A 25,537-nucleotide genomic window follows, 5' to 3' on the forward strand; every position below is an offset into this window, starting at 1 on the left:
GGAATTAACGATGAAAAAAATCCTATTAGGCGTATCGGGCAGTATCTCTGCTTATAAAAGTGCAGATATCACAAATCAACTAGTCAAACTCGGTTATCAAGTCGATGTCATCATGACAAAAAGTAGTACCAAATTTATTACACCTTTAACATTGCAATCCCTTTCAAAACGTGCTGTCCATACAGACGTTATGCAAGAAAACGATCCTTCAGTGATCAACCATATCGAGCTAGCCAAACAAGCAGACTTGTTTTTGATTGCACCAGCCACTGCAAATATTATCGGCAAGTTAGCGAATGGTCTAGCGGATGATCTCTTATCGACTGTTGCCATGGCACTTTTACCGGAAACACCAAAATTGATTGCACCGGCGATGAATACTAATATGTACCAACATCCGATCAATCAAAGAAATTTAATGACGCTAAAAGAAATCGGTTATCAAGAGATTGAACCTAGAGAATCCCTCTTAGCTTGTGGCGATTACGGAAAAGGTGCTTTAGCGGATAACCAAATCATTATCGACCAAGTCACACTTCTGCTGAATCAGAGGTCGGTCTAGTATTTAAGGAGTTATGATGAAAAATACCAAAAACTTTACTTTAACTGCTATGTTTTTAGCAATTATGATCTTACTCGCTGTCACGCCTCTCGGATTTATTCCGATTGGGCCGATCAACGCAACAACGATGCATATCCCTGTCATCGTCGCTTCAATTATTTTAGGTCCTCGGCTAGGTGCCTTTCTCGGTGGCACATTTGGTTTGATCAGTCTGATTCGCAGTACGTTCATACCAACACCGTTGTCTTTTGTTTTCTCACCGTTTATTCCGGTGATCGGCACAGATCAAGGAAGCTGGAAAGCCTTGATCATTGCCTTGATACCTAGAATCCTGATCGGTGTTGTTCCTTATTTCGTGTATAAAGGAATACAGCGATTGACAAAAAACAAAGTTAGTCCGCTCTCATTGTTTCTCGCAGGGATCGCTGGTTCTCTGACCAATACGATCTTAGTGATGAACTTGATCTATTTTCTATTCCAACAAGATTATGCACAGGTTCTTGGGACAAATATCAATGCAGTCTATTCAGCAGTTTTAGCGGTCATCTTTACTAGTGGCGTACCAGAAGCAATCGTCGCTGGTTTAGTCACAGCTGCGGTATCTACCGTTTTACTACGAATGATTCGTTAATGATCGGATTAAAAAACCAAAAAAGAGTGATGCGGTATGGTAGCTCTTTTTTGGTTTTTTTGTTGATAAGTGTTTAGTCCTGAATTTTTTATCTTTTGGTGTTACCATGATTGATACATATATGTAGCGAAAGGATGAAGAAAATGAATATTTTTGTAGTAGGAGCAAACGGACAAATTGGGCGTCATTTGATCCAAAAACTCGGAACAACCGAACATCAAGTTTACGCGGGTGTGCGAGATGTTGCCAACCAAGCGATTTATGATGAAGAAAATATCGCTTATGTTCCCTTTGATTTAACTTGGTCTTCAGAAAAAATGGCGGAAGCCTTTCAAGAGATTGAACTCGTCATCTTTGCTGCTGGTTCTCAAGGACAAAATCTTTTACAAGTTGATTTAGACGGCGCAATCAAAACAATGATTGCAGCAGAGCAAGCAAATATCTCTCGTTATTTGATGATCAGTGCAGCTTTTGCGGATAACCGTGAGAAATGGCCTGAGTCAATGACTGATTATTATATTACCAAATATTATGCAGACGAATGGTTGAAAAATCAGACATCATTAGATTATGTCATACTACAACCTGTAGCTTTGACGAACGACGAGGAGGTCACTTCGATCCAATTGACCAAACCAGACGAAAAACCAGCTCAATCGATTACAAGAAAAACGGTAGCAGAAGTTTTAGCAGCGTTAGTGGATCAACCAAACATTTCAAAAACAACTGTTGTTCTATCTGAAGGATCGGATACAGTATCGGATGCCATCAAACAACTTGTTGAGGAGGCTTAATCATGCGTGGAATCTCTATGAAACATCCCGGTTCAGCAGACGTTTTGACTGAAGTGGATGTCCCTAGACCTATTCCAAAAGCTGGGGAGTTATTGTTAAAAGTCCACACCGCTGCGGTCAATCGTACGGATATCATGCGTCGCGAAAATACTGCACTTCAAGCGCCTTACCCGATCTTAGGTGTAGAGGTTGCTGGTGAAGTCATTGAAAACGCAAGTGACCGTTCTGAGTTTTCAACTGGAACGAGAGTCTATGGTCTAGTGAATTTAGGTGGCTATGCAGAATATGCCGTAATCCCAGCAGATCGAGCAATCCTCTTGCCCGATTCCCTTGACTACGTATCAGCCGCTGGTATCGCTGAAGTTTTCTTGACTGCCTATCAAACCTTGTATTGGTTAGGAAAACTCCAAAAAAATGAGACTGTCTTGATCCATGCTGGTGCAAGTGGCGTTGGTACTGCAGCGATCCAATTAGCCAAACAATATTCGCAAGCACGCATCATCGTTACCGCAGGTTCAGCTGAAAAGTTAGCCTTTTGCCAAGAATTAGGCGCAGATGAAGTAATCAACTATAAAACGCAAGATTTCGCGGAGGAAGTAAAAAAGATAACTGATGGGCATGGCGTTGATGTCATCTTAGATTTCATCGGTGCTTCTTATTGGGAAAAAAATCTGGCATCGATTGCTGTAGATGGTCGCTGGGTCTTGATTGGCACACTAGGAGGCACAACAGTCGAGTCTCTTGATTTAAGCGTTTTGCTGCAAAAAAGAATCCAATTGATTGGTACGCTATTGACACCAAGAAGTGATGAATACAAAGCAAAACTGACTCAAGAGTTTATGAAAAACATCGATCCTTATTTTGAAACCGGAGCGATCCGTCCAATCATTGATCGAACCTTTACATTATCAGAAGCAAAAGAAGCCCATGAATATATGGAAGCCAACAAAAACGTTGGAAAAATCATTTTGACAGTCAGTGAAACTTAAAAAGAGAAACCTAGGGCATGCGCCTTAGGTTCTCTTTTTATATCATTTCTATTATTGTGCAGAGACAAATTTTGCTGCTTGTTGTCCTGCTTGACGTCCAAAAATAATGATTTCCGCTACAGAGTTTCCGCCGATGCGGTTTTCACCGTGTAAGCCACCAGTGACTTCACCTGCTGCGTAAAGTCCAGTGATCGGTTGTCCGTCTTTATCCACAACTTCTGTGTTCGTATTGATTTTGATTCCACCCATCGTATAGTGGATACCAGGTGCGATTTTGATCGCATAGTAGTTTGGTTTAGACAGATCATGCTCCATGGCTGTCGTACGACCAAATGCTGTATCGTCTTGATTGGCAACTTCTTCGTTCCAAGTTGTTACTGTTTGTGCTAATGTTTCTGCTGGTAAGTTGATTTTCTCTGCCAATTCTTCAATCGTCTCACCTGCAGTTACATAACCTTTTTCATCATAAAACTCAATGGCTGTTGCGCGATCGCGTACCCCTTGGTCAAAAATCAAATAAGCAGATTTTTCTGGCAATGCAGTGATTGCATCTGATACTTTGTCTCGTGTATTCATTTCGTTGACGAAACGCTCGCCATCTTGATCGACTAAGATCGCTCCTTCACCACGTACCACTTCTCCGATCAAGAATCCTTCATCTTGTTGAACCGTTGGATGGATCTGGATCTTATCCATATCGACCGTTTGACCGCCTAATTTTTCAATCATCTTGATACCATCGCCTGTTGATCCCACTTGATTCGTCGTTACATATCCTTCCAGATCTGGACGGTAAGTTTGGATGTATTGCTCACTCGCACCGAATCCACCAGTTGTAACAACTACAGCCTTACCAGTGATCTCTTTTGGTTCTTCCCCTTGGACTTGGACCGTTACTTGGTTAACTGTATCTCCCGTTTTTTGGATATCTGTCACTTCAGTATTTACAAAAATCGGGATTTGGCGTTCGTGGACATTTCGTAATAACCCATCGACTAAATAGCCACCAATAGCAGAACCATCAGAAGGGCGATGTGTTCGTCTTTCGCTCATTCCACCAGTGATCGTCAAGTTATCTAATTTAATGCCATTTTCATCTAACCACTCGATTGCAGCAGCCGAATGATCGACAAAATAGCGTAACATTTCTTTATCATTTGTGCCATTCGCACCTGCTAATGTTTCTTCATAAAAGGCGTCGTTCGAATCAGTGATACCTTCTTCTTCTTGGAATTTTGTTTCAGATGCGTTCATTCCACTTGAAGATTTTAATGTATTTCCACCAGCAACTGGCATTTTTTCAAAAATGACTGGATTCAAGCCTGCATCTTTTGCTTCGATTGCAGCTGCCATACCAGCTCCTCCTCCGCCGACGATGATCAAATCATATTCTTCTTTCATATCAGCTGGATTTGTGTAAGTTTGAGCAGACGCTCCGGATGATACTTCTGTTGATTCTTTTGTGGAAGAGCTACTGGATGCAGATTCTTTTTCATCAGGCGTACAGGCACCTAAGGCAAAAATTGCTGTAACTGTCAGTAACCCTTTAATTGTTTTCTTCATAGTTGTCCTCCTAAAATTTAACACTTACCCCATCATAAGTGATAGCATTCACAAATTCAACCAACAATTTACATTTTCCGTACTACTGGTATCTCACTCTTTTATAAATAACCATTAATATTCCAAATTTTTCAAGTTTTCGTTAGTAACTATCGAAAAACAGTCGAGTTTCTTGAATAAATAGTCAGGCAAAAAAAAATTTTTTTTTTGATCCAAACAGAAGATTTGGGCTTTTTTCATTAGACAAGTATAATCGATATGAAACACGAAGGAGTTCATTTATGAAATTTATCAAACATTTTTTTTCAAAAGGGAGTAAGTCTGCTGGGAAGGTCACTCATGCGATTTACATCATTTTACGTATCATTGTGGTGGTCATGCTCGTCGACCAATTGATTGACCGGAACATGGGGAATATCATGCTCTTATTATTAACTTTATTATTGTTTGAAATCCCCTATTTACTAGAAAAATTACTAAAGATCCAAATCCCTAACACACTGGAAATCATCATCTTATCCTTTATTTTCAGTGCCACTGTCTTGGGTGAATTAAGTGACTTTTATGGCTACTTTTCACTATGGGACACAGCGTTACACGCACTAAGCGGCTTCCTAGCAGGTGGTGTCGGTTTTTCTCTTGTCTATCTTTTGAACAAAAACACGAAAACAATGAATCTGACGCCATTACTAGTCGCTCTAGTCTCTTTCTGTTTTTCCATGACCGTAGGGGTTTTTTGGGAATTTATCGAATTCTCTGCGGATCAAGTCTTGCAGATGGACATGCAAAAAGATAACTATGTTGATCAGATCAACAGTGTCAAATTAAGTGAGGATGGCAACACCGTATATAAGATCAAAGATATCCAACAAACAACCGTCACATATAAAGATGAGCATGGCAAAACCAAAGAGTATGTCATGGCAGATGGGTACTTGGACATCGGGATCTTAGATACGATGAAAGATTTATTCGTCAATTTTATCGGAGCCCTTGTCTTCAGCGTTTTCGGCTATCTTTATACACGAAACGATTATCGGAAATTTACGTTCATCCGGAACTTCATCCCTAGAAAAAAAGGTGTGACCACACGGATGGATACTGCTGGAAACAAAAAAGAGTAGCTGGAGAAAAAGTAAAATTGATTTTAGTTTTGACCTCAAGCCCAAATAACCGGCTGAACCATAAGCGATAATAGTCAGAAAAAAGGTGAAATCCACAGAAATTCAAAGAGTAATTTTTGGGGATTACACCTTATTTCTCGTGACCAAACACTTCTGTCCCACCTTTTTTTGTTTTGTAGGATCAATAGCCATGATCTTTTGAAGTTCTGTTTTTTTGTCTGTTGTAAACCAGTCACAAAAACAATGATTGACATATTTATCTAATGAATGGCCTAAATCATTCGAACGATCAGGATAAATTGCTAGATTTGGCAGAAATACCTGCTTGGAATCCTAATAAGCTATTTTACGCTGGAAATGGACAAGTAATGAACGTGAGGTTCTTTTCCATGCGAAATTTTTGTAGTATTTTAGCAAAACACCTTGCATTTTTTGGTGATTCAACTATCTCGAGTATCTAATTGACTCTTATAACTAAATCATCTGGACGATTTGTTGTTTTTTTATTAACAGGATTATACACACAAACCTCTTTCTAAGTTGACCTATTATTTCTTGATATTTAAATAACGTTGGTATATGAACTAATAACTTTAATACCTTAGTGAAGGATTTTCCACTTAGCGATCAACCTAATAATTCTCTAACATTGAAGCAATTTGAAGCGTTAGGAAAAAAATGAAATTCCTTTTTGTTTCTATCCTTAAAATCGTGTATACGGTATTCGCAAGCCAACTCCGTCAAAAATAAGCCGTGAAACCCAAAAATTTGAAGAACAATTTTCGGGTTTCACGGCTTATTTCTCGGAGCTGAATACTTCTGTCATCACCTATTTTTTAGGCGCCTTTTTTAATTTTCGATGATAAAATATCTATCACCATTTCATAATCGGGATTTTCGCTACCATCAAATTTCTCAGGGATGAACGTGAAACCTAAACTTTGATAAAGTTTGATTGCTGGATGACTCCATGTCTGTGTGTGTAAATAAATTGGACTTTGTGTCGTTATTTGCTGAAAACAACGGAGCACTTCGATCGTCAAACTTCTGGCAATCCCTTTTCCTTGATGTTCTGGCTTGACCGCTAACCAATGAAAAAGCGGATATTCTTTCTCACGAAGCTTCCACCAAGCAGTGCATGTGGCAATGCGTTCACCTTGTTCGTTGACCACAAAATACATGCGCTTTGCCAGTTCTTCTGGATAAGGGGCAAAAGCTTGGTCAAAGTAAACCAGTGCTTCCTCCACAGAGTCAAATTCACCGACTGCTGTTTCAATGATTGCCCAATCCTGCTCTGCGCCTGGTTGATACTTTTCAAAGCGATACTGCTGATTCAAGGGATAAGAAGGCAATTCTTCATTGAGTGGGCGTGTCATCCAAATCTCTGCATAGGGCAATTGCTTATCTAACATCACGCCACCTACTTTCCTTTAGCTTCTTTTTTCACCAATGATCCGTACTTCTGTTTCTAATGCGACATCAAACTTCTCTTTGATCACCTCTTGGATATGGGCAATCAACTCTGTATAATCAGTTGCTGTTGCATGGTCGATATTGACGATAAAGCCGGCATGTTTTTCCGAAATCTGTGCGCCGCCCCATTTCAAACCTTGTAAGCCTGCTTCTTGGATCAGTTGTCCTGTGAAGTGTCCTTCAGGTCGTTTGAAGACACTACCGCATGAAGGGTATTCCAATGGTTGTTTTGCTTCACGCAATTCCGTCAATTCGTCCATCCGACCTTTGATCATCTCATGATCACCAGGTGTTAATTGGAAACGAGCTTCTAAGACGATGGCCTCCATCTTCTGTAATTCACTGTGGCGATAAGAAAAGGCCATTTCTTCATTTGACAGAGTTTGGATCGTCCCATCACTTAATAATAAATCGACTTCTGCAAACACGTCTTTGATCTCCCCACCGTAAGCTCCTGCATTCATGTAGACTGCACCGCCGATACTTCCAGGAATCCCACAGGCAAATTCGAATCCTGTCAAAGATTCTGCTAAGGCTGCATACGTCGTATCGATCAGTTTCGCACCTGCTTCTGCAATCACCATCGTGCCTTCAACGCTGATTTGGTTCATCTCTGTCAACATGATGACCACGCCGCGTATCCCACCATCTTGGACGATCAAGTTACTTGCATTTCCTAATACCAACCATGGCACTTGGTTTTCTCGACAATAGTCAACTACCTGTTTGACTTCTGATTTGGTTTTGGGAAAAGCTAAAACATCTACCGGTCCACCGGTTTTGGTAAATGTATAATGACTTAACGGTTCATCAAGCAACAGATTCAACTCTGGATTTTTTTTAACGATATCTTCTTTATTCACTGAGGACTTTCCTTTCTTTTCAAACGTCCCCATCATTCTATCACGCTTAAAACAATCTTGCCAGTTTTGCTCAAAGCTGATGACGATAAAGATTATTCAACATCTCCTCACAAAGTGCATGGCTCTCATAAATGTTGGTTTGTTTTAACTTTTCATTATTTGGCGTCGGTTGTTGGATTTCTTCAAAAAATCGTTCAACCATTGGCACAAAACCACGTTTGCTCAGCGTGGTTTCCCAATCACCAAATTTCTTTATTTCCACCGTATCTGGTTTACGGATGACTAATTCTGTCAGATCACTCAATTCATAGGTTCCTTGTTTGCTCGTTACTTGATAGGTTTCAGTATTTGCACCACTTCCAAGATCCATCGTCACAATTGCCATTTGGTTCGCAGTTTCAAGTTGCAACATCGCTACTTCCATAGATCCTTCCTTTTCTCGGATATGAGAAGTTGTTTTGATCACTGGTTCGTCTAATAAATAAACAGCCGTGTCCACCAGATGCAAGAACAGATCGTAAATGACAAAAGCAGTTGCTTCTTTTGCCGCAATGCGATTTTTTTGTAACTGGATCAACCGTTTTTCTGGAATCGCTTTTAATTCTTCGACCATTGGGGCGAATCGTCGGTTGAAGCCCACCATTAAAATCACTTGATGTTGTTCTGCCAATTCTTGTAACTCTTGGATTTCTTTTAGGTCGACACTTAAAGGCTTGTCGATATAAACATGGATATTATGTTCCAAACATTTTTTAGCTAATTGAAAATGAACGCTTGTTGCCGCATGGATCATACATGCTTCGATCTCCTCTTCAATTAAGTCATCCAAAGACTCATACAAATGAGCAAATCCATAGGTTTTCTTCAGACGATCTTTCGTTACCTGATTACGTGTCGCAAAATAAAAATCAACCATTCCTTGTTTCCCTGCATATGTGGGTAAATATGCTTTTTCGGCAATGTTACCTACTCCTACTACGCCAATTTTCATGGTTTCCCTCCTGCTATCTGTTATTACTCTTATCTTACACTATTTTTAATAAAAATGAGGTACAATATAATCGCACAGACTTGATAGAAAAAGGAGCGTGTTTTTTTGAAACTGATTTCGTGGAATGTCAATGGTTTAAGAGCCATCGTCAACAAAAATTTTCTAGAAACATTTAAGGAATTTGATGCAGATTTCTTCTGTCTTCAAGAAACAAAGTTACAAGAAGGTCAAATCGACTTGGATTTACCAGGTTACCATCAATATTGGAATTATGCAGTCAAAAAAGGCTATTCAGGTACAGCGATCTTCGCCAAAGAACCTGCATTGAACGTTTCTTATGGAATGGGCATTGATGTCCATGATCAAGAAGGCCGATTGATCACGTTAGAATATCCTGAATTTTACTTAGTCACTTGCTATACACCAAATTCACAAAATGAATTGAAACGTCTCGATTACCGTTTAGAATGGGAATCTGCTTTTTATGATTATTTAGAAGAGTTGAAAAAACAAAAACCGGTAATTGTTTGTGGGGATCTAAATGTTGCCCATGAGAACATCGATTTGAAAAATTGGAAAACGAATCAAAAAAGTGCCGGTTTCTCTATCGAAGAACGAAACGCATTGTCTCATTTACTTGATAATGGTTTTGTAGATACTTTCCGTTACTTCTATCCAGAGTTAGAGGGTGTCTATTCTTGGTGGAGTTATCGTTTCAATGCTCGAAAAAACAATGCAGGTTGGCGTATCGATTATTTCTTGACGAGTGAAGATTTGACACCTCGTTTGGTTGATGCAAAAATCCATACATCGATTCTAGGTAGTGACCACTGCCCTGTCGAATTAATTATCGAATAGTTAGGATAGCAACGGAAGAAATTGGGTTGTCCCGATTTTCTTCCTTTGATCCTTCACTGGCACCATATTTACTTGATACATAGTCTGAAAAAGCTATTTCTTTTCATACAAATCTATGTTATGGTTTATTTTTTAAAGGAGGCTTATTTGAAAATGAATTTTATCGCGATGGACTTTGAAACTGCGAACCACCAATCTCATAGTGCGTGTTCCTTAGCCCTTGTCAAAGTGGAGAACAGTCAGATTGTCGATGAATTTTATACCTTGATCCAACCGGAAACGCCATTTTTCTGGCGGAACATCCAGATCCATGGTATCCGACCCGAAGATGTCCAACAGGCACCTAAATTTCCAGATGTTTGGCAGAAAATCGAAAAGTATTTCCAAAAAAACCGATTAGTCGTTGCGCATAACGCCGCATTTGATACAAAAGTATTAGCTGGTTGTTTAGATTATTATCAGTTGCCTCAACCGAACTATCTCTCATTGTGTACCGTCAAAACAAGTCGCCGCTTGTTTCCAGAAATGCCAAATCATCGCTTGAATACAGTTTGTGAAAATTTGGATATCACGTTGAAAAATCACCATGATGCGTTAGAAGATAGTCGAGCATGTGCGGAAATCTTGTTATATCAGGAAAAATATTTTGGGACAGACCCATTGAAAAAATTAGTCACAGTGAAATAGTTCAACTAGCTAAAATAAGCTAATTCTTGCATTTCTATTGGTTGATTCCCTCGTACGAAAGAATCAAAGATGATGATAAATAAAGAACCTGAAAAGTGGACAACTATTTTTCAGGTTCTTTGTTTTTGAAATCAGTTTATTTTATGCTCGATCGTTCGTTTCATCTTGATTATCGCCAATGATTGACCTTGTCTTCTCGAAGAGTCAACACTTTGGGTTTCCTCTTGAAACCCCATTTTTTGATAAAGATTTATGGCTCGTTGATTGCCCGCCAATACGTCAAGAACCAACGTACTAAATCGCGCATTTTCTGTAGCCCAAATGATTGCCTCCTCTAAAAGAATCTTACCTAACCCCATTCCCCAATATTCTTTCAAGATACTGATCCCTATTTCGCCATGACGGGGCAAGTCAGGTTTGGGAGCAACAGAAACAACACCTACCACCTGTTTTTTGACACAGGCTAAAAATAATAAATGTTCTGCACTTTCTTTTATTCGAGACAATTCAGTTGCAAGTACCTCTTTACTTTTATTGAGTGAACGCTCCTCAACAACAAAATAATCCGTTTCTTGTCTCGCTTGGCGTAGCATCACTAACAATCCTTCAGCATCTGATTTCTCCGCTTCTTTTAACGTCAGTTCAACATCATTAGCCATGAGAATTCGCCCATGCTTCATAGATACGTTTTTCAAACTCTTGACTATTCGGTCCGTATGATTGGAATTTCACATATCTTTTTTCTAATTCTGTATCACTTTTCTCAATAATCAGTTCCAAATAATCTTCAGGTAAAGCATCTTCTAATAGATTTCCCCACTCAATGACTGAAAGTCCATCACCTTCAAAATATTCATCTAATCCCAAATCAGCACCGCTAGCAGCGACACGATAGATATCCATATGGTACAAAGGCATTTTTCCTTGTGTATATTCCCGAATGATCGTATAGGTCGGACTCTTGATCATTTGAACGATGCCTAATCCTTTTGCAATTCCTTTTGTCAAAGTCGTTTTACCAGCACCTAGATCGCCAGTTAACACTAGATTATCTCCCGGATGAGCGACTTTTCCAATGATTTCTGCTAATTGGTCTGTCATCGCCACACTTGTTAATTCAATCATCATCATTTCTCCTCATTCTTTTTTGTCAGTATAACGTGTAATCCAACAAAAAAAAAGAAAAGAGTCAGGAATCCTCAGCTCCCTAGCCCTTTTCTTTTTAGATCTACTGTTCGATTAATCTAATAATGTTTGTGCACCTGTAATGATTGCTAATTTGTAGACATCTTCTTCATTAGCACCACGAGAAAGGTCACTTACTGGTTTGTTCAATCCTTGTAAGATTGGTCCGATTGCTTCAAAGTTACCAAAACGTTGAGCGATCTTGTAGCCAATGTTTCCTGATTGTAATTCAGGGAAGACAAAGACTGTTGCTTGACCTGCCACTTTAGAATCAGGGGCTTTTAATTGAGCGACTGCTGGAACGTAAGAAGCATCAAATTGTAATTCGCCATCGATCGTATATTGAGGCGCTAATTCTTTCGCGATTCTTGTTGCTTCAACCACTTTATCTACTTCAGGAGCTGCTGCAGAACCTTTTGTTGAAAAGCTCATCAATGCGATTTTTGGATCGATATCGAATAGTTCAGCTGTTTTTGCTGATTCCACAGCAATTTCAGCTAATTCTTGTGCGTTTGGATTCACGTTGATCGCACAGTCAGAAAAGACATACTTTTCTTGATCTCTACCGCGAACCATGATCATAGCACCACTTGTACGACTTACACCTGGTTTTGTTTTGATGATTTGTAGTGCTGGACGTACTGTATCTCCGGTTGAATGGATCGCTCCAGAAACCATACCATCAGCAATGCCCATATATGTAAGCATTGTTCCAAAGTAATTGACATCTTTTAAGATTTTTTCTGCTTGTTCTTTTGTTGCTTTTCCATTACGGCGTTCAACAAAAGCTTCGACCATTTCATCCCATTTTTCATAATCATTTGGATTGATGATCGTGAAGTTAGATGTTTGGATACCACGTGCATTTGCTGCTGCTTCAATTTCTTCTTTGCTGCCGATCAAAATCGGTTCAACTAATTCTTCTGCTTTTAAACGTGCTGCTGCTCCTAAAATTCTTGCATCCGTTGCTTCTGGAAACACGATTTTGATGCCGCGACGTACAATTTTAAATCTTAAACTATCAAACAATTCCACAAGATGACCCCCAGTTATTTTTATTAACTACCATGATACACTATTATCAAAAAAAAGAACAGTTTTAAATTTCTGTATCAGTCAAATAATGGATAATAATTAAGTTTTTCACATAATCCGGAAAAACTGCACTATAACAGGAAAGCGCTGTATCATTACACTGTTTTAGGCAGTTGCCAATCAATCGGTGTTTCACCCAGAGCAAGCAACGCATCATTCGTTTTTGAAAATGGTTTTGAACCAAAAAAGCCACGATGCGCCGATAATGGGCTTGGATGTGGGGCTGTTATTATAATGTGTCGACTTTTATCGATCATTTTCATTTTTTCTTGTGCAGGTTTCCCCCAAAGAATAAATACGATCGGTTTGTCTCGTTCATTCAGCTTTTCAATGATCGCATCCGTCAATTGTTCCCAGCCTTTTCCGCGATGAGAATAAGCTTGCCCTTCTCTGACAGTTAGTACAGTATTCAACAGCAGCACACCTTGTTTGGCCCAAGTCACTAAATTCCCATGAGAAACTGGTTCGATCCCTAAGTCATTCTTCAATTCCTTGTAGATATTGACCAGAGACGGTGGTGTTTTTACTCCTGGTTGTACGGAAAAAGAAAGACCATGCGCTTGATTTACTCCATGATAAGGGTCTTGTCCTAGAATCACGACTTTGACTTCTTCATAGGGAGTCAGCTCTAACGCTTCATAAACATGATACATATCCGGATGGATTTTTTGAGTTGCGTACTCATTTTTTAAAAATATTCTCAACTGCTGATAGTAATCTTTTTCAAATTCATCAGCTAATACTTCTTGCCAACTATTGTGGATGATTTTCTTCAAATTTCCCACCTCCTATTTTCCAGAATAACTCACAAATTATTTGTTAACAAGTCAAAATCTTCCATCTTATCTCGCATTAGTATGTTAAACTAGGAAGGAGAAAAGGAAAGGAACGGTAATCACATGATCAAATTAATTGCCTCTGATATGGACGGCACTTTACTCGATGCACATATGAGTATCTCAACAGAAAATACTGAAGCAATCCGCATGGCAAATGAGCTGGGTATTGAATTTATGGTCGCTACTGGACGTAACGCACAAGAAGCACGAGCAGCCTTAGATGAAGCAGGAATCGATTGTGCGATGATCACTTTGAATGGCGCGCAAGTTTTTGACAGATCCGGTAAGTCGCTTTTTACAGTACCAATTCCAAGTCCCCAAGCCATGACAGTTATGGATATTTTAGATGCAAATGGTATTTATTACGAGGTAGCGACAAACCAAGGATTGTATTCGGAAAGCCAACCAAAAAGAATCGAAAGCTTTGCTTCTTCCATTGCGACCCATATGCCCCATTTGACTTACAAAATGGCGATCGCCATGGCTTCAGCTAATCTTGAACTCTTACACATCACTTATGTTGACAGCATTCGCGAATTACTACTTGATGATAAACTTGAAGTCCTAAAAATCATCTGTTTCCATACTGAAGGTCCACGTATTTTAGGCCCTGTAGGGAAAGAAATCAGTAATTTAGGCGAACTGGCAGTGACCTCTTCTGGTCAAAATAATCTTGAAGTCAACCATAAAAATGCTCAAAAAGGAATCGCAGTTGCTCATGTCGCTCATGAACGAGGGATCACTTTAGATGAAGTCATGACGATCGGTGATAATTTCAATGATGTCAGCATGTTGCAAACCGCCGGCGTTAGTTTCGCTATGGGAAATGCAGAGATCGAAGTCAAAGATTACGCTAAATACTTAACAGACACGAACCTTGAATCGGGTGTTGGCAAAGCCATCTTACGCGCAATCAACGAAAATCTATAGTTGTTTGAAGAAAGAGGGGAACAAATATGTCAGAATTTTTCATTCAGGAAAAACAGCTGAGTCGTGCGACCCGGACAATCGTCAAAGACGAAAAAGGCAAATCACTTTTTTTGATGGTCGGCCGCTGGGGAACGAAAGGAGATGCTTTATCTCTTTATGCCATGAATGGAGATCTAGTCGCTCATATCAAACAAATCAGTCTGACATTTGGGACACGCTTTGAACTTTATAAAGATTTCGAAAAAGTCGGTACGATGCAAAAGATTTTCAATTGGCCAGGAGATTTTTATTATATTCGCCGATTACATTGGACTGTTCAAGGAGATATCTATAATCATCGTTATCAGATCCAGCATTTCAATGAACCAATCATGGAAATGGACAAAGCAACCCTCTTTACCGGTGATTATTATGTCCTTGATATCCCTTGTGAAGAAAATGCGCCTATCTGTATCTGTATCGCTGCTGTCCTTGATTACTGGCTCTATCGAAAAAACAAAGACAAAGAAACACCTCTTTCTTATCGCTTTGATGTCAACTAAAAATAAGGTTGTGACAGAAATGTCCAGCTCCGAGAAATAAGCCAGAAAACTCCGAAAATTGTCTTTCAAATTTTCGGAGTTTTCTGGCTTATTTTTAAAGGAGTTACTTCTGGAACACCGTTTATTCAGGTTTAAAGGGATCAGACAATCGATGTCACAGCTTCGTTTTTTCTTTTACACCTGTTTTCTTCTATAGAAAAGAAGTGTCACTACATAGACAAGCACTGCACCTACCATGATCCACAAATTATTTCTTTCCCCATTTGTTTGAGGGAAAAGCTGTTGATTTTGTGATTGTACATTCTTAGTCGAAGGATCATCATTATTGGTATTTGATTCAACAGCTAGCGCTACTTTATTTTCACGTCTATCGTTCATTTGCATCGTACCTGATCCATCGCTTTCAACTGTTCCTTCTCCACTGATAACAGGCTCGTCAGACTCGTTTGTTGATGAAACACTACTAGCACTACTTGTTGTGGTACTTGTATCTGATTGCTTTCCATTTTTACCTGGATAGGTACTGCTTTCACTCGTACTTGGCTCTGTACTGCTTTCACTCGTACTTGGCTCTGTACTGCTTTCACTTGTGCTTGGTTCTGTACTGCTTTCGCTCGTACTTGGTTCTGTACTGCTTTCACTCGTACTTGGTTCTGTACTGCTTTCACTCGTACTTGGTTCTGTACTGCTACTTGTTGTATCTGTCGTGTCATCATGCGTATTTGGTACAGCAAAAATTTCATTTGGGTCCCAACGATTTGTTGTAGCATTCAAGATCACATTTTTCCCTATGATCGTTCCATCTTGACTTTGATTGACTGTAATATCCGCACAAGGTGCAATAATCGTTCCTTGGAAAGGCGCATTGATTTCTAATTTTTCTGTTAGATTACCAAAATTCCAAGAAATATTGGCATCAGAAAAATCTTCTGTTTGATGATTGGAACGTTTATTATATTGGATCTGGGATTGTACCGAAAAATTAGTCGGTGCATCGACAACATTGATTATAAGCACTTTTCCCTCAGGATTGTTGATTCGTAAGGGGGTATTCTTTGCCAGAACAGAAGCAGCAACATTGATGACATAGGGCTGGTCCCCAACCAGATCTGTACAGTCAATCACACGATTATTCATATCAGGGAAATCATCTGGCGTATATGTTTTTAATGGATCTAATGACATCAACATATTTGATGTCAGCATTAAATTTTCAAACTCTTTGTTGAAATCAATATATTGAGCATCTTCTCGATCTTGATAGAACTCATCCACTGATAAATGATCCAATCTTGTTCCATTGACAATTATTTTATCGTTTTCCGTCGTGATCACATTGTTTGGTCCCACAATAAATTTATTCGATCGTTTAACAGAAGCCGCAGTTTCTGCTGAGCTAATGATTGTCTCAACGGATTGTGCATAATTGATCTCTTTATTTAAATCCCCTGTACTGATCGATGTACCGAAGTTATTCGTTGCTGATAAAACACTCGTTGCTACATTCCCCTCTGTATGCGCATTGATGGTCGTTTTTTCTTTTGCGAACACATGGAACTGAGAAGCAATCCCTAATACCCCATAATCACCAGTCAAATCATCATAAACACTTCCTGGATCTTGTGGAAGAAATGTCTCAGCAATTACTTGGATTGGAAAAAATAAATGGAGAAGCAAAACAGACATTAGGGAAAGATTCACAACTTTATTTTTGAACATTTTTTCATCTCTTTTCATCAATATATGAAATTTCATAACATAAAAACATTCGTAATTATATTCCTAAAAATCGATAAAATACATATTTTTCTGAAATTATATAGAAAAATTACATTAATTTCATACATTCTTCATTTAACATAACGTATAGTATTTATATTCTTTCACAATTATTTTTGAATTATGTGATATTCCTCACTTTTTTATTAATAAAAAAAGACACACCTTTTCAGGTATGCCTGCATTTTGTTAATCTGGTAAGCTTGATTGAGCAATAAAAACTCACTAGACGATTTTCTTTTGCATATGATCATACAGATGTCCACTAATCGTTCGTTCCCCGATTACTTTGAACCCATGGCGCTCGTACAATTTTCTAGCTTGCGGGTTTTGCTTATCGCAACTTAGTCCAATGACATCGCGGTTTTGTTTTTTGACGATTGGTGGCAATGCTTCTAACAAAGAGGAACCGATTCCTTGTCCTCTAAATTCTTCTGAAACACAGATAGAATCTAAATACCATTCATCAGGGAATGTTTCTCTATCCGTAAACATTTTTACTTGCTCATAAATGCCATGCTTTTGTAAGATTTTTTCTAACGGCTGGTCGATGATTGGTTCTTCTTCGTCTGTATAACCGTAAACGATTCCTGCTACCTTGCCTTCTCGCTCATCAACGATCCCTCTTGTATAGCTGTAACGATAGTCTGGGTCTGTAATGGCTTCTTCCAAGACTTCTAATGTTTTTTCTTCACCGTACTTTAAAAGAAACGGTAAGTCCATATCTTTCAATATAACTAAAATAAGCGGAGCGATAGCTGCCGCATCTTCTTTTTTTGCATTACGAATCATTTCTGACACTCCTTTTTTTCATTTTACCATAATGAAATCTCAGAGCAAAACAGCTAATTCAAATAATCTTCAATTTTTTGTGTCACGAAATAACCATTCGAAACGATTGTTTTTGCTTCAAAACGACAGTAGGGGCAAACAATCGGCATCTCTTTTTTTACGTGTTCGACGATATGATTTACTTCTTCATAAGTGAATTTTTTTCCACAGTTTGGACAAACCATTTTTTGCATGATTCCCTCAATCCCTTCTTTGTTTTACACTTTTAGATTACTCTTATCTATAAAAAAAGAGAAGTGAAACCACTTCTCTTTCAAGCACTGATCAATACATCTTCTAAATGATTCGTTCCATCGACGGCTACAGAATAATACAATTGACCACTTTTTGTCGTGATTTCCCAACTTTTTGCTTTCCCGTGATGTTTTCCGACTTTATGGACTGCTTCTTTCATTGCTGCCTGTGGATGTTTCACTTGATGGATCGTTTTCAAGTGAAAGAATTGCCCTGGTTCGTTTCGGCTTTCATCAACAACCATCGTCTTTCCTGAGATTGGATTCACTGTGATCACTCGATTGGGAGTATAAAAAATATATTCATACATCTTTTTATTACTTTGTTCTTCGTCTAATTGGTTGAACTGGATACGACTGACTTTCTCTTCATGGTACTCATCTCGCAAAATAGACACTGCCTTTTGCAATGAGATTTGATATTCTTGGTCACTGATGTCATCAAAAGAAAAGTTTGCATCCAATAGTCCTAACGAAGCCGCTAAGCTAACAATGATAGCAATCGATGCTGCAATGATTATTTTTTTCATTCCACTCTCTCCCCGTTTTTTTTTTAGAATAACAAGAAATAGGAAAGAAAAAAATCGAATGAACGGAAGAAAAAGTGACAAATTTGTTACCTTTATTCGTGTAACTCCAACGGCAATCCGTCCGGATCAAAAAAGAAAGTCATTTTTTCGCCTGTAAAGGTATCGATACGGACTGGTTCAGTTTCAATCCCCAATCCTTGTAGTTCCGCGACTGTTTCTTCGATATGTTCCACTTTGAATGCTAAGTGCCTCAAACCACAAGCTTCTGGATAGCTCGGTCTTTTAGGTGCGTCTTTGATGCCAAAAATCTCAAGCTCCATATCTCCTAGTTTTAAATCTAGCTTATAATCGCCACGGTCTTCTCGATAATTTTCACGAATAACTTCAAAACCTAGCAAATCAACATAAAAAGCACGTGACTTTTGGTAATCCGACACAATGATCGCAACATGGTGAACGGTTGTTAAATTCATTCTCACACTTCCAATCTTTTTGTTTCCTTTATCTTATCAATACTTTTAGACATAGCATAGATTTTTCTCCCGCTGCACAAAAAAAGAGAGACCACATCAAATGGCCTCCTACTTTTCATCGTTTGAAAGTAAATGTTTCTCAGAAAACAATCAAATCGAATAATAACATATATTTTTTTAAAATGAAAGACTAGAAATAAATTTTAAAAGGAATACAATAATTTGTGTCTCTAAAATAAACAGACACTATATATTGTGTTTCAAGGAGTTTTTTATTATGAGTAATTATTTCAGATTTTTGATTCATCAATTGAAAGGTTGGCCTCAACAAAATTATTATCTATTCTATTTTAGCCTAGGTTGCCAAGTCATGACACTTGTGAATCAGCCAATCACTTGGTTATCGATCATTACCTTTATCGGGACAAATCTAGGGGTGTTATGTATTTTATCAATCAATGCCGCTAAATCAGTCAACGGTATTCTAGGAATTCTCTCTGCTATTTGTTTTATCGTCGTTGGCTTTTCTGCCAAAAACTATTTAAGTATCGGCGAACAAATTGCTTACATGGTCACATTGGATATCCCAGTTTTATTAAGTAAAGAATGGAATCATAATATGGCTTCTAAAATTCGAGAATTTAGTGGAAAAAGTTGGTTGATTGCATTAACCGGGACTGTTTTCGTTTACTTGATTTCAGGTTATTTGATTGGTACGTATACAGACGACCCTCGTCCTTGGATCGATGCCATTGCTTTTTCGATCAGTCTTTCTGCCGGCATCATTAGCTTCCTTCGCTACAACAATCAGTATTATTGGTGGCTAGCTTCTGGTCTTGCACAAATGGTCTTATGGTATGTTTCCTATACCCATGGGTCTGCTAGTTTAGCTATGTTTATCAATAGCTCTGTTTACTTGATCAATGACTTATTAGCCTTTACTGTCTCTCCTTGGTACAACAAAAAAGAAAGAGCGCGCATGCAGCGCATGGAAGCAGAATATTTTTCGCACCATGTTTCTTGATGGAAAACAATAAATAAACTTGTACTAGAAATTGGTTTGTTTTTCAAACCTCTTACTAAAGCGAGAAAGTCACCCAAAATAGGATGGGACTTTTCTCGCTTATTTCTAGGTATCGTCATACCAAGATTCTCTCAGCGGTTCGAGTCAACTAAATCAAATCCTTGAGCAACATTCTAATGTCTTCATCCATCGTTTGTATCACTGATTCCAATTCTTGGAATTTTTTTAATGCAAGCTGTTGTTCTGAAGTAAATACATAGTCTGCTTGTTCATATTCTTGGATCAAAGAGGCGACTGATTGTTTTTTGATTTTCTTTGCAAGTTCTTGCCATTCAGTTTCTGTCACAGTTTTTGTTGTAGCTTGCTGTTTTTCTTCGCGTTCTTTGCGTAAAATCTTTAGAAAACCATTTCTCATCACCCGAGGGATACTATCGAAAAAACCAGTTGTAAATCCATAACGCTGATATTGTTGCCAAACAAAATAATAAATTTGCGGTTGGATAAAACGCTGTTCTTTTGCTAATCGATCGACGTCTACAGCTTCATTCTTCGATCCTTCTCGCAGATTAGCGATAAACTCTGCAAAAAAAGCGACAGATGGTTGGCTTGTCTCAGCCATTGAAACAGATGACCAATCTTTTCGAAGAAATAGTTGATAATTAGTCAAGAACGCTTCAACATCTTTAGTCAAATCTTCTGAAAAATCCTCAAATAATGATTTTTTCTCAAGGATTTTTTTCGGCTTTTCTTTTGCCTGATAGCTCACTTGTTGGATGTACTTTTCCATTGCTTGATAGTCTGCCAGATAAATCGGTAACTGGGCATGACGAAATTCAGTGAGTCGTTTAGTCAGCTTTTTATCTGGTAAAATCGGTTGTTTCAGCCGGCGATTATGATACAACATTAGACAATATTCTTGCCAGAGTCGTTCAGGAAAGGCAATATTTTGTTGTTTCAGCCAGAGGATCTCATCCAGCGCTAGATCCACTTTAGTCATTCCCTGATTGATCGACGCTGCAACTGTTGGACTAACGTGCAAGTGTTCTGCAAAATGATTGATCCCTAGTTTTAATTCCTTACCTGTTTTAGGGGAACGAACGATGTATTGGACTTTCAGTTCACGGCCACATTCACAATAAAGTTTCTGTTGCCTACGTGATGTGCGATAAAATGGATTGATCTTAAAGTCAGAAAAAATCCAATCCGTTGCTGCTAAATAGTTTTCTTCCAAAAACCGTGAGTGGATCAAGTAACGACGATGTTGATCCATGACAATTCGTTGTTGTTTCGTCAATCGTTCATAGATTTCCCATCGTTGGCTACTTGTATATTGTTTGGAGATTTTTATTGGGTAGTGTTGCTTGATTTCTTTTGGGAACCATTCATCAAAAATTGCTTGCCAACTTTCATTCATACCTTTCACCTGCCTTTCTAAATTAAGAGAGTAAAAATAAATACGTTCAAAGAGCAACAAAAAAGCCGAAAATAATGTGAGCTATTTTCGGCTTTTCGCTTTTTTCATACGTGAAGCTGAGGTTGTGACAGGAGTGTCTTGCACTTGCTGCGCTTCAGCTAACTATCAGTGAGTTGTTCCTGCGTTACCTGAAATATCTTCTTTGTTGTTGACTGCTGCTTCTACCGCATAAGTCAATGAAGCCGCAATATCATCAAGTGACATTGCCGGTGTCCCTACAGGGCGATCGATGACTTGATCTGGTGAGAATGGTACATGGATAAAGCCTCCACGAATCGTTGGGAACTCTGTTTCGATCAAGTGTAACAATCGATACATGATGTCGTTGCAAACAAACGTACCAGCTGTATAAGAAATATAGGCTGGTAAACCATGTTCATGGACATTTTTTGTCATTGCTTTGATTGGTAATGAAGTAAAGTAAGCAGCTGGGCCGTCTGCTTCTAACGGCGTATCAAATGGCTGGTTACCTTCATTATCTGCAATACGTGCTTCAGCTAGATTGATTGCTACGCGTTCAAAAGAAATCGCTGAACGTCCACCCGCTTGACCAACACAAATCACGATTTCAGGTTGATGTTCTTGGATTGCTTCTTTTACGACTTGACCACTTTTACCAAAAACAGTGGGAACTTCTAATTTGATGATTTCTGCACCGGCAATCTCAGACGGCATTTTTTTGACTGCTTCATAGGCAGGATTTACTTTATCTCCACCAAATGGATCAAAACCAGTTACGAGTACTTTCATTTTTCATTCCTCCATTATTCTATAAAATGATGCGCTCAATTCATCCTTCAAAGATTTAACTAAACATTAAAATTTGATTGTTTCTCACTCGTGTATTTAGTACTTTCAGTAAGTCATTCCTATTAGAAGGACTCAGTGTCTATCTATTTTAACAAAAAACAGTCAATAATGAAATGCTTAGCTGTTCAGAAAAAGAATCAATCTTCTCCATATTTTATGGAAATCATTGATTCTTTTTCGCTCAAGATACTATTTAAATAAAATCATATAGATGATTTGGAAAACCAGCATGAATACAGCAACAAATAGTTGATTCTTGATCACGCCGTATTTATCTTTCATTTCTAACATCGCCACTGGTACTACGTTAAAGTTAGCAGCCATCGGTGTCAACAACGTTCCACAGAAACCGCATGTCAACGCGACCATACCGATCAATGCTGGATTAGCCCCTTGACTAAAGACAAAAGGTGCACCGATTCCGACTGTCATGACGGTGATTGCCGCAAAAGCATTCCCCATGATCACTGTAAATAGAACCATTCCTAGCGCATAGATGATGATACCAATATTGACATTTCCTTCTGGAACGATCGTACCGACTGCACTAGAAATCACGGTACCAACACCTGCACTCGTGAAGACCGCACCCAATGAAGCTAAGAGCATCGGTAACATACTTAAAGGACCGACTGTACCTAACATGTCTGAGGCATCATCCAAGAAAGTCGTTGGTCGATTATCTCTTGAAAAGAACATCAAGATCAACATCGCTACAAATACCCCAACACCTACACCGACTAAAGCACCTAAATCAGTGAATAGTGCGAATAAAATGGCAAAGATCCCAATACTCAATGCCGGAATAAAGATTTTCATCCCTAATTTATCTGACATTTTTTCCATGTATTCTTTTGATGGCAAACGACTTGCACCTTTACTCACTCTTTTGGTGATTGCTGGGATCGTCATCGCGAAAATCAAGATTCCGTTGTAAGTTGGAGATATCCAACGTCCAGCAGCAATCACGACTCCTAAAACTGTCCAGAAAAAGGCAGAACCAAATCGATGAGGATTGCTTTTATCAAAGGCATTACGAAGGCCCGTATAGATCAAGACTAGTCCCATCAAGATATATAAGATTTCCAATAATTTTTCACTTAACAATATTTCAGAATTTGTAAAAAAGTTCAAAAAATCCATCTTATTTCTCCTTTCCTGAATAGTATTTCTTCGCTAATTTCTTTTCTTTTAGATAAAAATAGACACTCGCCACGACTAGAGCTGTGATTGCGACTGGTATTTGCACCAGTGCCAACTGTCCAAGAGTTACCTCGTAGCCTAAGTCTTTTAATGTGGATTGTACTAACAAAGCACCGGCCCCACCGATAAATAATACTTGACCAAAGAACCAACAAATATTTTCCATCGCTGAAGACATTCCTTTTAATTCCTCTTCATGTTCGGGATTGACGGTTAATCCTTTTGATTCAACGGTACCTAACGCCATTGGCATGATGATTGGACGTACAAAGCCGGCCACCCCACCAAAACTGACATTGAAAGCTGCAAAGATCATGCGGAAAACACCATAAATATCGATGATCATTCCAGCGGATACCTTCTTGAAACGTTTGATCAACGTTGCAGCAGACTCCTTCAGACCATTGCGTTCTAACGTACCAGTTGCTAACATAATAATAATAAAAATTGCCATTCCTCGGTTATTTACAAAACTTGTACCTAAAGTTTCCAGCATACCTTCAAGTCCTAATCCACCAGTAAATGCGGTCACGACTAACGCAACCATAACGATCAAGATCGAATCTAACTTGAAAGCAAAACCAAGAATAACAATCAGTACGCCTAACAGGCTAAGATAATTTTCCATCTGTTTTCCTCCTAAAAATTACATGATATTTTTTCATTATAAAATAAAATTGATTGAAAATATAGAGAATTCTTACAAAAAAAATAATATATTTTAAAAATTCTGTCAATTCCATAACAACAAATGACTTGAAGTCTTATTTATACTGCCGATTTTCTTGAACTACATAACATTTCTTTACATCTAACTAAGGGATCAAAACTGTAATGTTTGAAACAACTCATAAAAACAAATGAGACGTTTCTGAGACATTAGTCCTCTCTCCCTTAAAACCGAATAAACGACAAGAACAGAAGTAACCTCTTCGAAAAAACAAGACGCCATCCACAAGAATTTGAAGAACAATTTTTGTGGATGGTGCCTTATTTCTTGAGGCTGAATATTTCTGTCCAGACCTCGCCTCATTTGTTTCTTAATGAATAAAAGAAAAAATCAAATAAATGATCCATAGATGTAACGGATAAAACAAGTAAAAAAAGTATTTGTCGAATGCGCGTCCGGCTCCACCTAGTTTTCCATTATAAAGAATGATAAATGGGATGACGGTGACCATCATAAATTCATTATCAAACGTTAAAAATTGATACAATGATTGATAATCAGGCATTTGTGTGTAGGATAAAATTGCTAGACAAAATAAAATCAGCGTATACACAAAAATACCTAGAACCAATTTCCCTCGTTCTTTTTTCTCGCGGAAGAAATACATCAGCAACAACATTGGAACTAAATACAGACCACCTTCTGAAAAAGCAATCGTGATCATGACCAATAAAAGTGCTACTGCTACGAGCATTCCTTTTCTCCAAAGTGTTTTTCCTTTTATTATAGAAAGAAGCCACATCAAGCAAAACAGCAAAAATAATGTCAAAAAGATATTATGTGGACCTAAAAATAAATAATAGTTTGGCTGATGATTATATTCACTGATGTAATTTCCTGTTAATAAATGATAGATGATATTTCCAATCGCTACTACGAATGCAGCTATTCCTAATCGTTTCGCATACTGATATTTACTATGCGTATACTTGAAACCTTCAACTAATAAAAATACAAATAATGGCGCAACAAAACGTCCCAACCACGAGACCCAAATTGGTAACCCTAATTGCATCCCGAAATAACTGTTGATATGATCAACGACCATAAAAACAATTGCTATTCATTTCAATTGATAGCACGTCAACCCTTTCACTCTCATATATTCCCTCCATTTTTTTATGCCTCAAGGAATAAGTATAGGCAATCACTACCTATTTCGACCATCTTTCTCTCAACTTTTTCTCTTACAAAATTGTTTGTTTGGATCATCATTAAAACAAAATCTGCCTCAATGTGTCAAAATGTGACAACGTAACCATTCCTCTTCACTGAAATGAAACGAACAATCGCGGAAAAACGT

General features: G+C 38.3%; 27 protein-coding genes and 1 pseudogene. 10 read left to right on the plus strand and 18 right to left on the minus strand.

All coding sequences use genetic code 11. The annotated features are described in order from the left end of the window. Positions 1-7: 7 nt before the first annotated feature. The 4 genes and pseudogenes from coaC to ACH0AK_RS04410 all read left to right on the plus strand — a co-directional run. Positions 8-562, plus strand: a pseudogene (coaC, locus tag ACH0AK_RS04395) (phosphopantothenoylcysteine decarboxylase); the annotation flags it as partial. 16 nt (positions 563-578) lie between these two features. Further along, entirely contained in the window at positions 579-1,193 is a 615-nt protein-coding gene (locus tag ACH0AK_RS04400) for an ECF transporter S component (protein ID WP_010734774.1), read from the plus strand. A 143-nt stretch (positions 1,194-1,336) separates the two neighbouring features. Then, the gene (locus ACH0AK_RS04405; protein WP_023520099.1) at positions 1,337-1,987 is read left to right on the plus strand and encodes an NAD(P)H-binding protein; all 651 of its coding nucleotides are present in this window, start codon (positions 1,337-1,339) and stop codon (positions 1,985-1,987) included. A gap of 2 nt (positions 1,988-1,989) precedes the next feature. Continuing rightward, positions 1,990-2,976, plus strand: a complete 987-nt coding sequence (locus tag ACH0AK_RS04410; RefSeq protein ID WP_023520100.1) for an NAD(P)H-quinone oxidoreductase — start codon at positions 1,990-1,992, stop codon at positions 2,974-2,976. 51 nt (positions 2,977-3,027) lie between these two features. Here the strand turns inward: ACH0AK_RS04410 and ACH0AK_RS04415 are convergent, their stop codons facing one another. Then, positions 3,028-4,539 (minus strand): flavocytochrome c, encoded by a 1,512-nt coding sequence (locus ACH0AK_RS04415; RefSeq protein ID WP_137072690.1) that lies wholly within the window; start codon positions 4,537-4,539, stop codon positions 3,028-3,030. 281 nt (positions 4,540-4,820) lie between these two features. Between ACH0AK_RS04415 and ACH0AK_RS04420 the strand changes: the two genes are divergently transcribed. Then, positions 4,821-5,663 (plus strand): DUF2238 domain-containing protein, encoded by an 843-nt coding sequence (locus ACH0AK_RS04420; protein ID WP_023520102.1) that lies wholly within the window; start codon positions 4,821-4,823, stop codon positions 5,661-5,663. A gap of 836 nt (positions 5,664-6,499) precedes the next feature. On the opposite strand, the gene ACH0AK_RS04425 is transcribed toward ACH0AK_RS04420, so the two are convergent. From ACH0AK_RS04425 to ACH0AK_RS04435, 3 genes are all read right to left on the minus strand, one after another. Continuing rightward, positions 6,500-7,075 carry a GNAT family N-acetyltransferase gene (locus tag ACH0AK_RS04425; RefSeq protein WP_499796743.1) on the minus strand — a complete coding sequence of 192 codons (576 nt, stop codon included), beginning with the start codon at positions 7,073-7,075 and terminating at the stop codon, positions 6,500-6,502. Positions 7,076-7,093: 18 nt separating this feature from the next. Continuing rightward, positions 7,094-7,999, minus strand: a complete 906-nt coding sequence (murB, locus tag ACH0AK_RS04430; protein WP_041684266.1) for a UDP-N-acetylmuramate dehydrogenase — start codon at positions 7,997-7,999, stop codon at positions 7,094-7,096. A 70-nt stretch (positions 8,000-8,069) separates the two neighbouring features. Continuing rightward, positions 8,070-8,990, minus strand: coding sequence for a Gfo/Idh/MocA family protein (locus ACH0AK_RS04435; protein ID WP_023520105.1), 921 nt, complete (start codon positions 8,988-8,990; stop codon positions 8,070-8,072). 105 nt (positions 8,991-9,095) lie between these two features. Here ACH0AK_RS04435 and ACH0AK_RS04440 point away from each other — a divergent pair, with 105 nt between their 5' ends. Beyond that, complete coding sequence (locus ACH0AK_RS04440) at positions 9,096-9,848, plus strand: exodeoxyribonuclease III (protein WP_023520106.1); 753 nt, start codon at positions 9,096-9,098, stop codon at positions 9,846-9,848. A 153-nt stretch (positions 9,849-10,001) separates the two neighbouring features. After that, complete coding sequence (locus ACH0AK_RS04445) at positions 10,002-10,535, plus strand: 3'-5' exonuclease (protein WP_010734765.1); 534 nt, start codon at positions 10,002-10,004, stop codon at positions 10,533-10,535. 131 nt (positions 10,536-10,666) lie between these two features. Here ACH0AK_RS04445 and ACH0AK_RS04450 read toward each other — a convergent pair whose 3' ends face one another. The 4 genes from ACH0AK_RS04450 to ACH0AK_RS04465 form a co-directional block, all read right to left on the minus strand. Further along, positions 10,667-11,194, minus strand: a complete 528-nt coding sequence (locus tag ACH0AK_RS04450) for a GNAT family N-acetyltransferase (RefSeq protein ID WP_023520107.1) — start codon at positions 11,192-11,194, stop codon at positions 10,667-10,669. Next, the gene (tsaE, locus tag ACH0AK_RS04455; RefSeq protein ID WP_023520108.1) at positions 11,187-11,660 is read right to left on the minus strand and encodes a tRNA (adenosine(37)-N6)-threonylcarbamoyltransferase complex ATPase subunit type 1 TsaE; all 474 of its coding nucleotides are present in this window, start codon (positions 11,658-11,660) and stop codon (positions 11,187-11,189) included. The genes ACH0AK_RS04450 and tsaE overlap by 8 nt, the downstream gene beginning before the upstream one ends. A 114-nt stretch (positions 11,661-11,774) precedes the next feature. Next, the gene (gene pta / locus ACH0AK_RS04460) at positions 11,775-12,755 is read right to left on the minus strand and encodes a phosphate acetyltransferase (protein ID WP_010734762.1); all 981 of its coding nucleotides are present in this window, start codon (positions 12,753-12,755) and stop codon (positions 11,775-11,777) included. 155 nt (positions 12,756-12,910) lie between these two features. After that, on the minus strand, positions 12,911-13,591 hold the full coding sequence (locus tag ACH0AK_RS04465) for a uracil-DNA glycosylase (protein ID WP_023520109.1): 681 nt from the start codon (positions 13,589-13,591) through the stop codon (positions 12,911-12,913). Between the two features lie 123 nt (positions 13,592-13,714). On the opposite strand from ACH0AK_RS04465, the gene ACH0AK_RS04470 reads away from it, so the two are divergent. Further along, the gene (locus ACH0AK_RS04470; RefSeq protein WP_023520110.1) at positions 13,715-14,584 is read left to right on the plus strand and encodes a Cof-type HAD-IIB family hydrolase; all 870 of its coding nucleotides are present in this window, start codon (positions 13,715-13,717) and stop codon (positions 14,582-14,584) included. Positions 14,585-14,610: 26 nt separating this feature from the next. Next, positions 14,611-15,126 (plus strand): LURP-one-related/scramblase family protein, encoded by a 516-nt coding sequence (locus ACH0AK_RS04475; RefSeq protein ID WP_010734759.1) that lies wholly within the window; start codon positions 14,611-14,613, stop codon positions 15,124-15,126. A 174-nt stretch (positions 15,127-15,300) separates the two neighbouring features. Here ACH0AK_RS04475 and ACH0AK_RS04480 read toward each other — a convergent pair whose 3' ends face one another. The 5 genes from ACH0AK_RS04480 to gloA2 form a co-directional block, all read right to left on the minus strand. Next, a complete protein-coding gene (locus ACH0AK_RS04480) occupies positions 15,301-16,845 on the minus strand; it encodes a hypothetical protein (protein ID WP_226075710.1) in 1,545 nt (514 codons plus the stop codon). A 285-nt stretch (positions 16,846-17,130) separates the two neighbouring features. After that, positions 17,131-17,697, minus strand: coding sequence for a GNAT family N-acetyltransferase (locus ACH0AK_RS04485; protein WP_023520112.1), 567 nt, complete (start codon positions 17,695-17,697; stop codon positions 17,131-17,133). 53 nt (positions 17,698-17,750) lie between these two features. Next, on the minus strand, positions 17,751-17,930 hold the full coding sequence (locus ACH0AK_RS04490; protein WP_010734755.1) for a hypothetical protein: 180 nt from the start codon (positions 17,928-17,930) through the stop codon (positions 17,751-17,753). Between the two features lie 80 nt (positions 17,931-18,010). After that, on the minus strand, positions 18,011-18,520 hold the full coding sequence (locus ACH0AK_RS04495; protein ID WP_010734754.1) for a hypothetical protein: 510 nt from the start codon (positions 18,518-18,520) through the stop codon (positions 18,011-18,013). 92 nt (positions 18,521-18,612) lie between these two features. Next, entirely contained in the window at positions 18,613-18,993 is a 381-nt protein-coding gene (gloA2, locus tag ACH0AK_RS04500) for an SMU1112c/YaeR family gloxylase I-like metalloprotein (protein ID WP_010734753.1), read from the minus strand. Positions 18,994-19,270: 277 nt separating this feature from the next. Here gloA2 and pnuC point away from each other — a divergent pair, with 277 nt between their 5' ends. Further along, positions 19,271-20,017 carry a nicotinamide riboside transporter PnuC gene (pnuC, locus tag ACH0AK_RS04505; RefSeq protein ID WP_010734751.1) on the plus strand — a complete coding sequence of 249 codons (747 nt, stop codon included), beginning with the start codon at positions 19,271-19,273 and terminating at the stop codon, positions 20,015-20,017. Between the two features lie 148 nt (positions 20,018-20,165). Here pnuC and ACH0AK_RS04510 read toward each other — a convergent pair whose 3' ends face one another. From ACH0AK_RS04510 to ACH0AK_RS04530, 5 genes are all read right to left on the minus strand, one after another. Continuing rightward, complete coding sequence (locus ACH0AK_RS04510; protein WP_023520113.1) at positions 20,166-21,431, minus strand: hypothetical protein; 1,266 nt, start codon at positions 21,429-21,431, stop codon at positions 20,166-20,168. Positions 21,432-21,596: 165 nt separating this feature from the next. After that, positions 21,597-22,241, minus strand: coding sequence for a pyroglutamyl-peptidase I (gene pcp / locus ACH0AK_RS04515; RefSeq protein ID WP_010734749.1), 645 nt, complete (start codon positions 22,239-22,241; stop codon positions 21,597-21,599). Positions 22,242-22,490: 249 nt separating this feature from the next. Continuing rightward, a complete protein-coding gene (locus ACH0AK_RS04520; RefSeq protein ID WP_034691805.1) occupies positions 22,491-23,435 on the minus strand; it encodes a DUF979 domain-containing protein in 945 nt (314 codons plus the stop codon). Between the two features lie 10 nt (positions 23,436-23,445). Then, positions 23,446-24,132 (minus strand): DUF969 domain-containing protein, encoded by a 687-nt coding sequence (locus tag ACH0AK_RS04525; protein WP_023520114.1) that lies wholly within the window; start codon positions 24,130-24,132, stop codon positions 23,446-23,448. A 412-nt stretch (positions 24,133-24,544) separates the two neighbouring features. After that, positions 24,545-25,297, minus strand: coding sequence for a TraX family protein (locus tag ACH0AK_RS04530; RefSeq protein WP_318841658.1), 753 nt, complete (start codon positions 25,295-25,297; stop codon positions 24,545-24,547). Between the last annotated feature and the right edge of the window lie 240 nt (positions 25,298-25,537).

The sequence above is a fragment of the Enterococcus pernyi genome, assembly GCF_045371165.1.
GTDB lineage: Bacteria > Bacillota > Bacilli > Lactobacillales > Enterococcaceae > Enterococcus_B > Enterococcus_B pernyi.

Bases quoted from the DNA above. Each gene is read 5' to 3' on its own strand.
- ACH0AK_RS04400 (WP_010734774.1), top strand. From the start codon at position 579: ATGAAAAATACCAAAAACTTTACTTTAACTGCTATGTTTTTAGCAATT.
- ACH0AK_RS04405 (WP_023520099.1), top strand. From the start codon at position 1,337: ATGAATATTTTTGTAGTAGGAGCAAACGGACAAATTGGGCGTCATTTG.
- ACH0AK_RS04410 (WP_023520100.1), top strand. From the start codon at position 1,990: ATGCGTGGAATCTCTATGAAACATCCCGGTTCAGCAGACGTTTTGACT.
- ACH0AK_RS04415 (WP_137072690.1), bottom strand. From the start codon at position 4,539: ATGAAGAAAACAATTAAAGGGTTACTGACAGTTACAGCAATTTTTGCC.
- ACH0AK_RS04420 (WP_023520102.1), top strand. From the start codon at position 4,821: ATGAAATTTATCAAACATTTTTTTTCAAAAGGGAGTAAGTCTGCTGGG.
- ACH0AK_RS04425 (WP_499796743.1), bottom strand. From the start codon at position 7,075: ATGTTAGATAAGCAATTGCCCTATGCAGAGATTTGGATGACACGCCCA.
- ACH0AK_RS04435 (WP_023520105.1), bottom strand. From the start codon at position 8,990: ATGAAAATTGGCGTAGTAGGAGTAGGTAACATTGCCGAAAAAGCATAT.
- ACH0AK_RS04445 (WP_010734765.1), top strand. From the start codon at position 10,002: ATGAATTTTATCGCGATGGACTTTGAAACTGCGAACCACCAATCTCAT.
- ACH0AK_RS04450 (WP_023520107.1), bottom strand. From the start codon at position 11,194: ATGGCTAATGATGTTGAACTGACGTTAAAAGAAGCGGAGAAATCAGAT.
- tsaE (WP_023520108.1), bottom strand. From the start codon at position 11,660: ATGATTGAATTAACAAGTGTGGCGATGACAGACCAATTAGCAGAAATC.
- ACH0AK_RS04470 (WP_023520110.1), top strand. From the start codon at position 13,715: ATGATCAAATTAATTGCCTCTGATATGGACGGCACTTTACTCGATGCA.
- ACH0AK_RS04475 (WP_010734759.1), top strand. From the start codon at position 14,611: ATGTCAGAATTTTTCATTCAGGAAAAACAGCTGAGTCGTGCGACCCGG.
- ACH0AK_RS04480 (WP_226075710.1), bottom strand. From the start codon at position 16,845: ATGTTCAAAAATAAAGTTGTGAATCTTTCCCTAATGTCTGTTTTGCTT.
- ACH0AK_RS04485 (WP_023520112.1), bottom strand. From the start codon at position 17,697: ATGATTCGTAATGCAAAAAAAGAAGATGCGGCAGCTATCGCTCCGCTT.
- ACH0AK_RS04490 (WP_010734755.1), bottom strand. From the start codon at position 17,930: ATGCAAAAAATGGTTTGTCCAAACTGTGGAAAAAAATTCACTTATGAA.
- ACH0AK_RS04495 (WP_010734754.1), bottom strand. From the start codon at position 18,520: ATGAAAAAAATAATCATTGCAGCATCGATTGCTATCATTGTTAGCTTA.
- gloA2 (WP_010734753.1), bottom strand. From the start codon at position 18,993: ATGAATTTAACAACCGTTCACCATGTTGCGATCATTGTGTCGGATTAC.
- pnuC (WP_010734751.1), top strand. From the start codon at position 19,271: ATGAGTAATTATTTCAGATTTTTGATTCATCAATTGAAAGGTTGGCCT.
- ACH0AK_RS04510 (WP_023520113.1), bottom strand. From the start codon at position 21,431: ATGAATGAAAGTTGGCAAGCAATTTTTGATGAATGGTTCCCAAAAGAA.
- pcp (WP_010734749.1), bottom strand. From the start codon at position 22,241: ATGAAAGTACTCGTAACTGGTTTTGATCCATTTGGTGGAGATAAAGTA.
- ACH0AK_RS04525 (WP_023520114.1), bottom strand. From the start codon at position 24,132: ATGGAAAATTATCTTAGCCTGTTAGGCGTACTGATTGTTATTCTTGGT.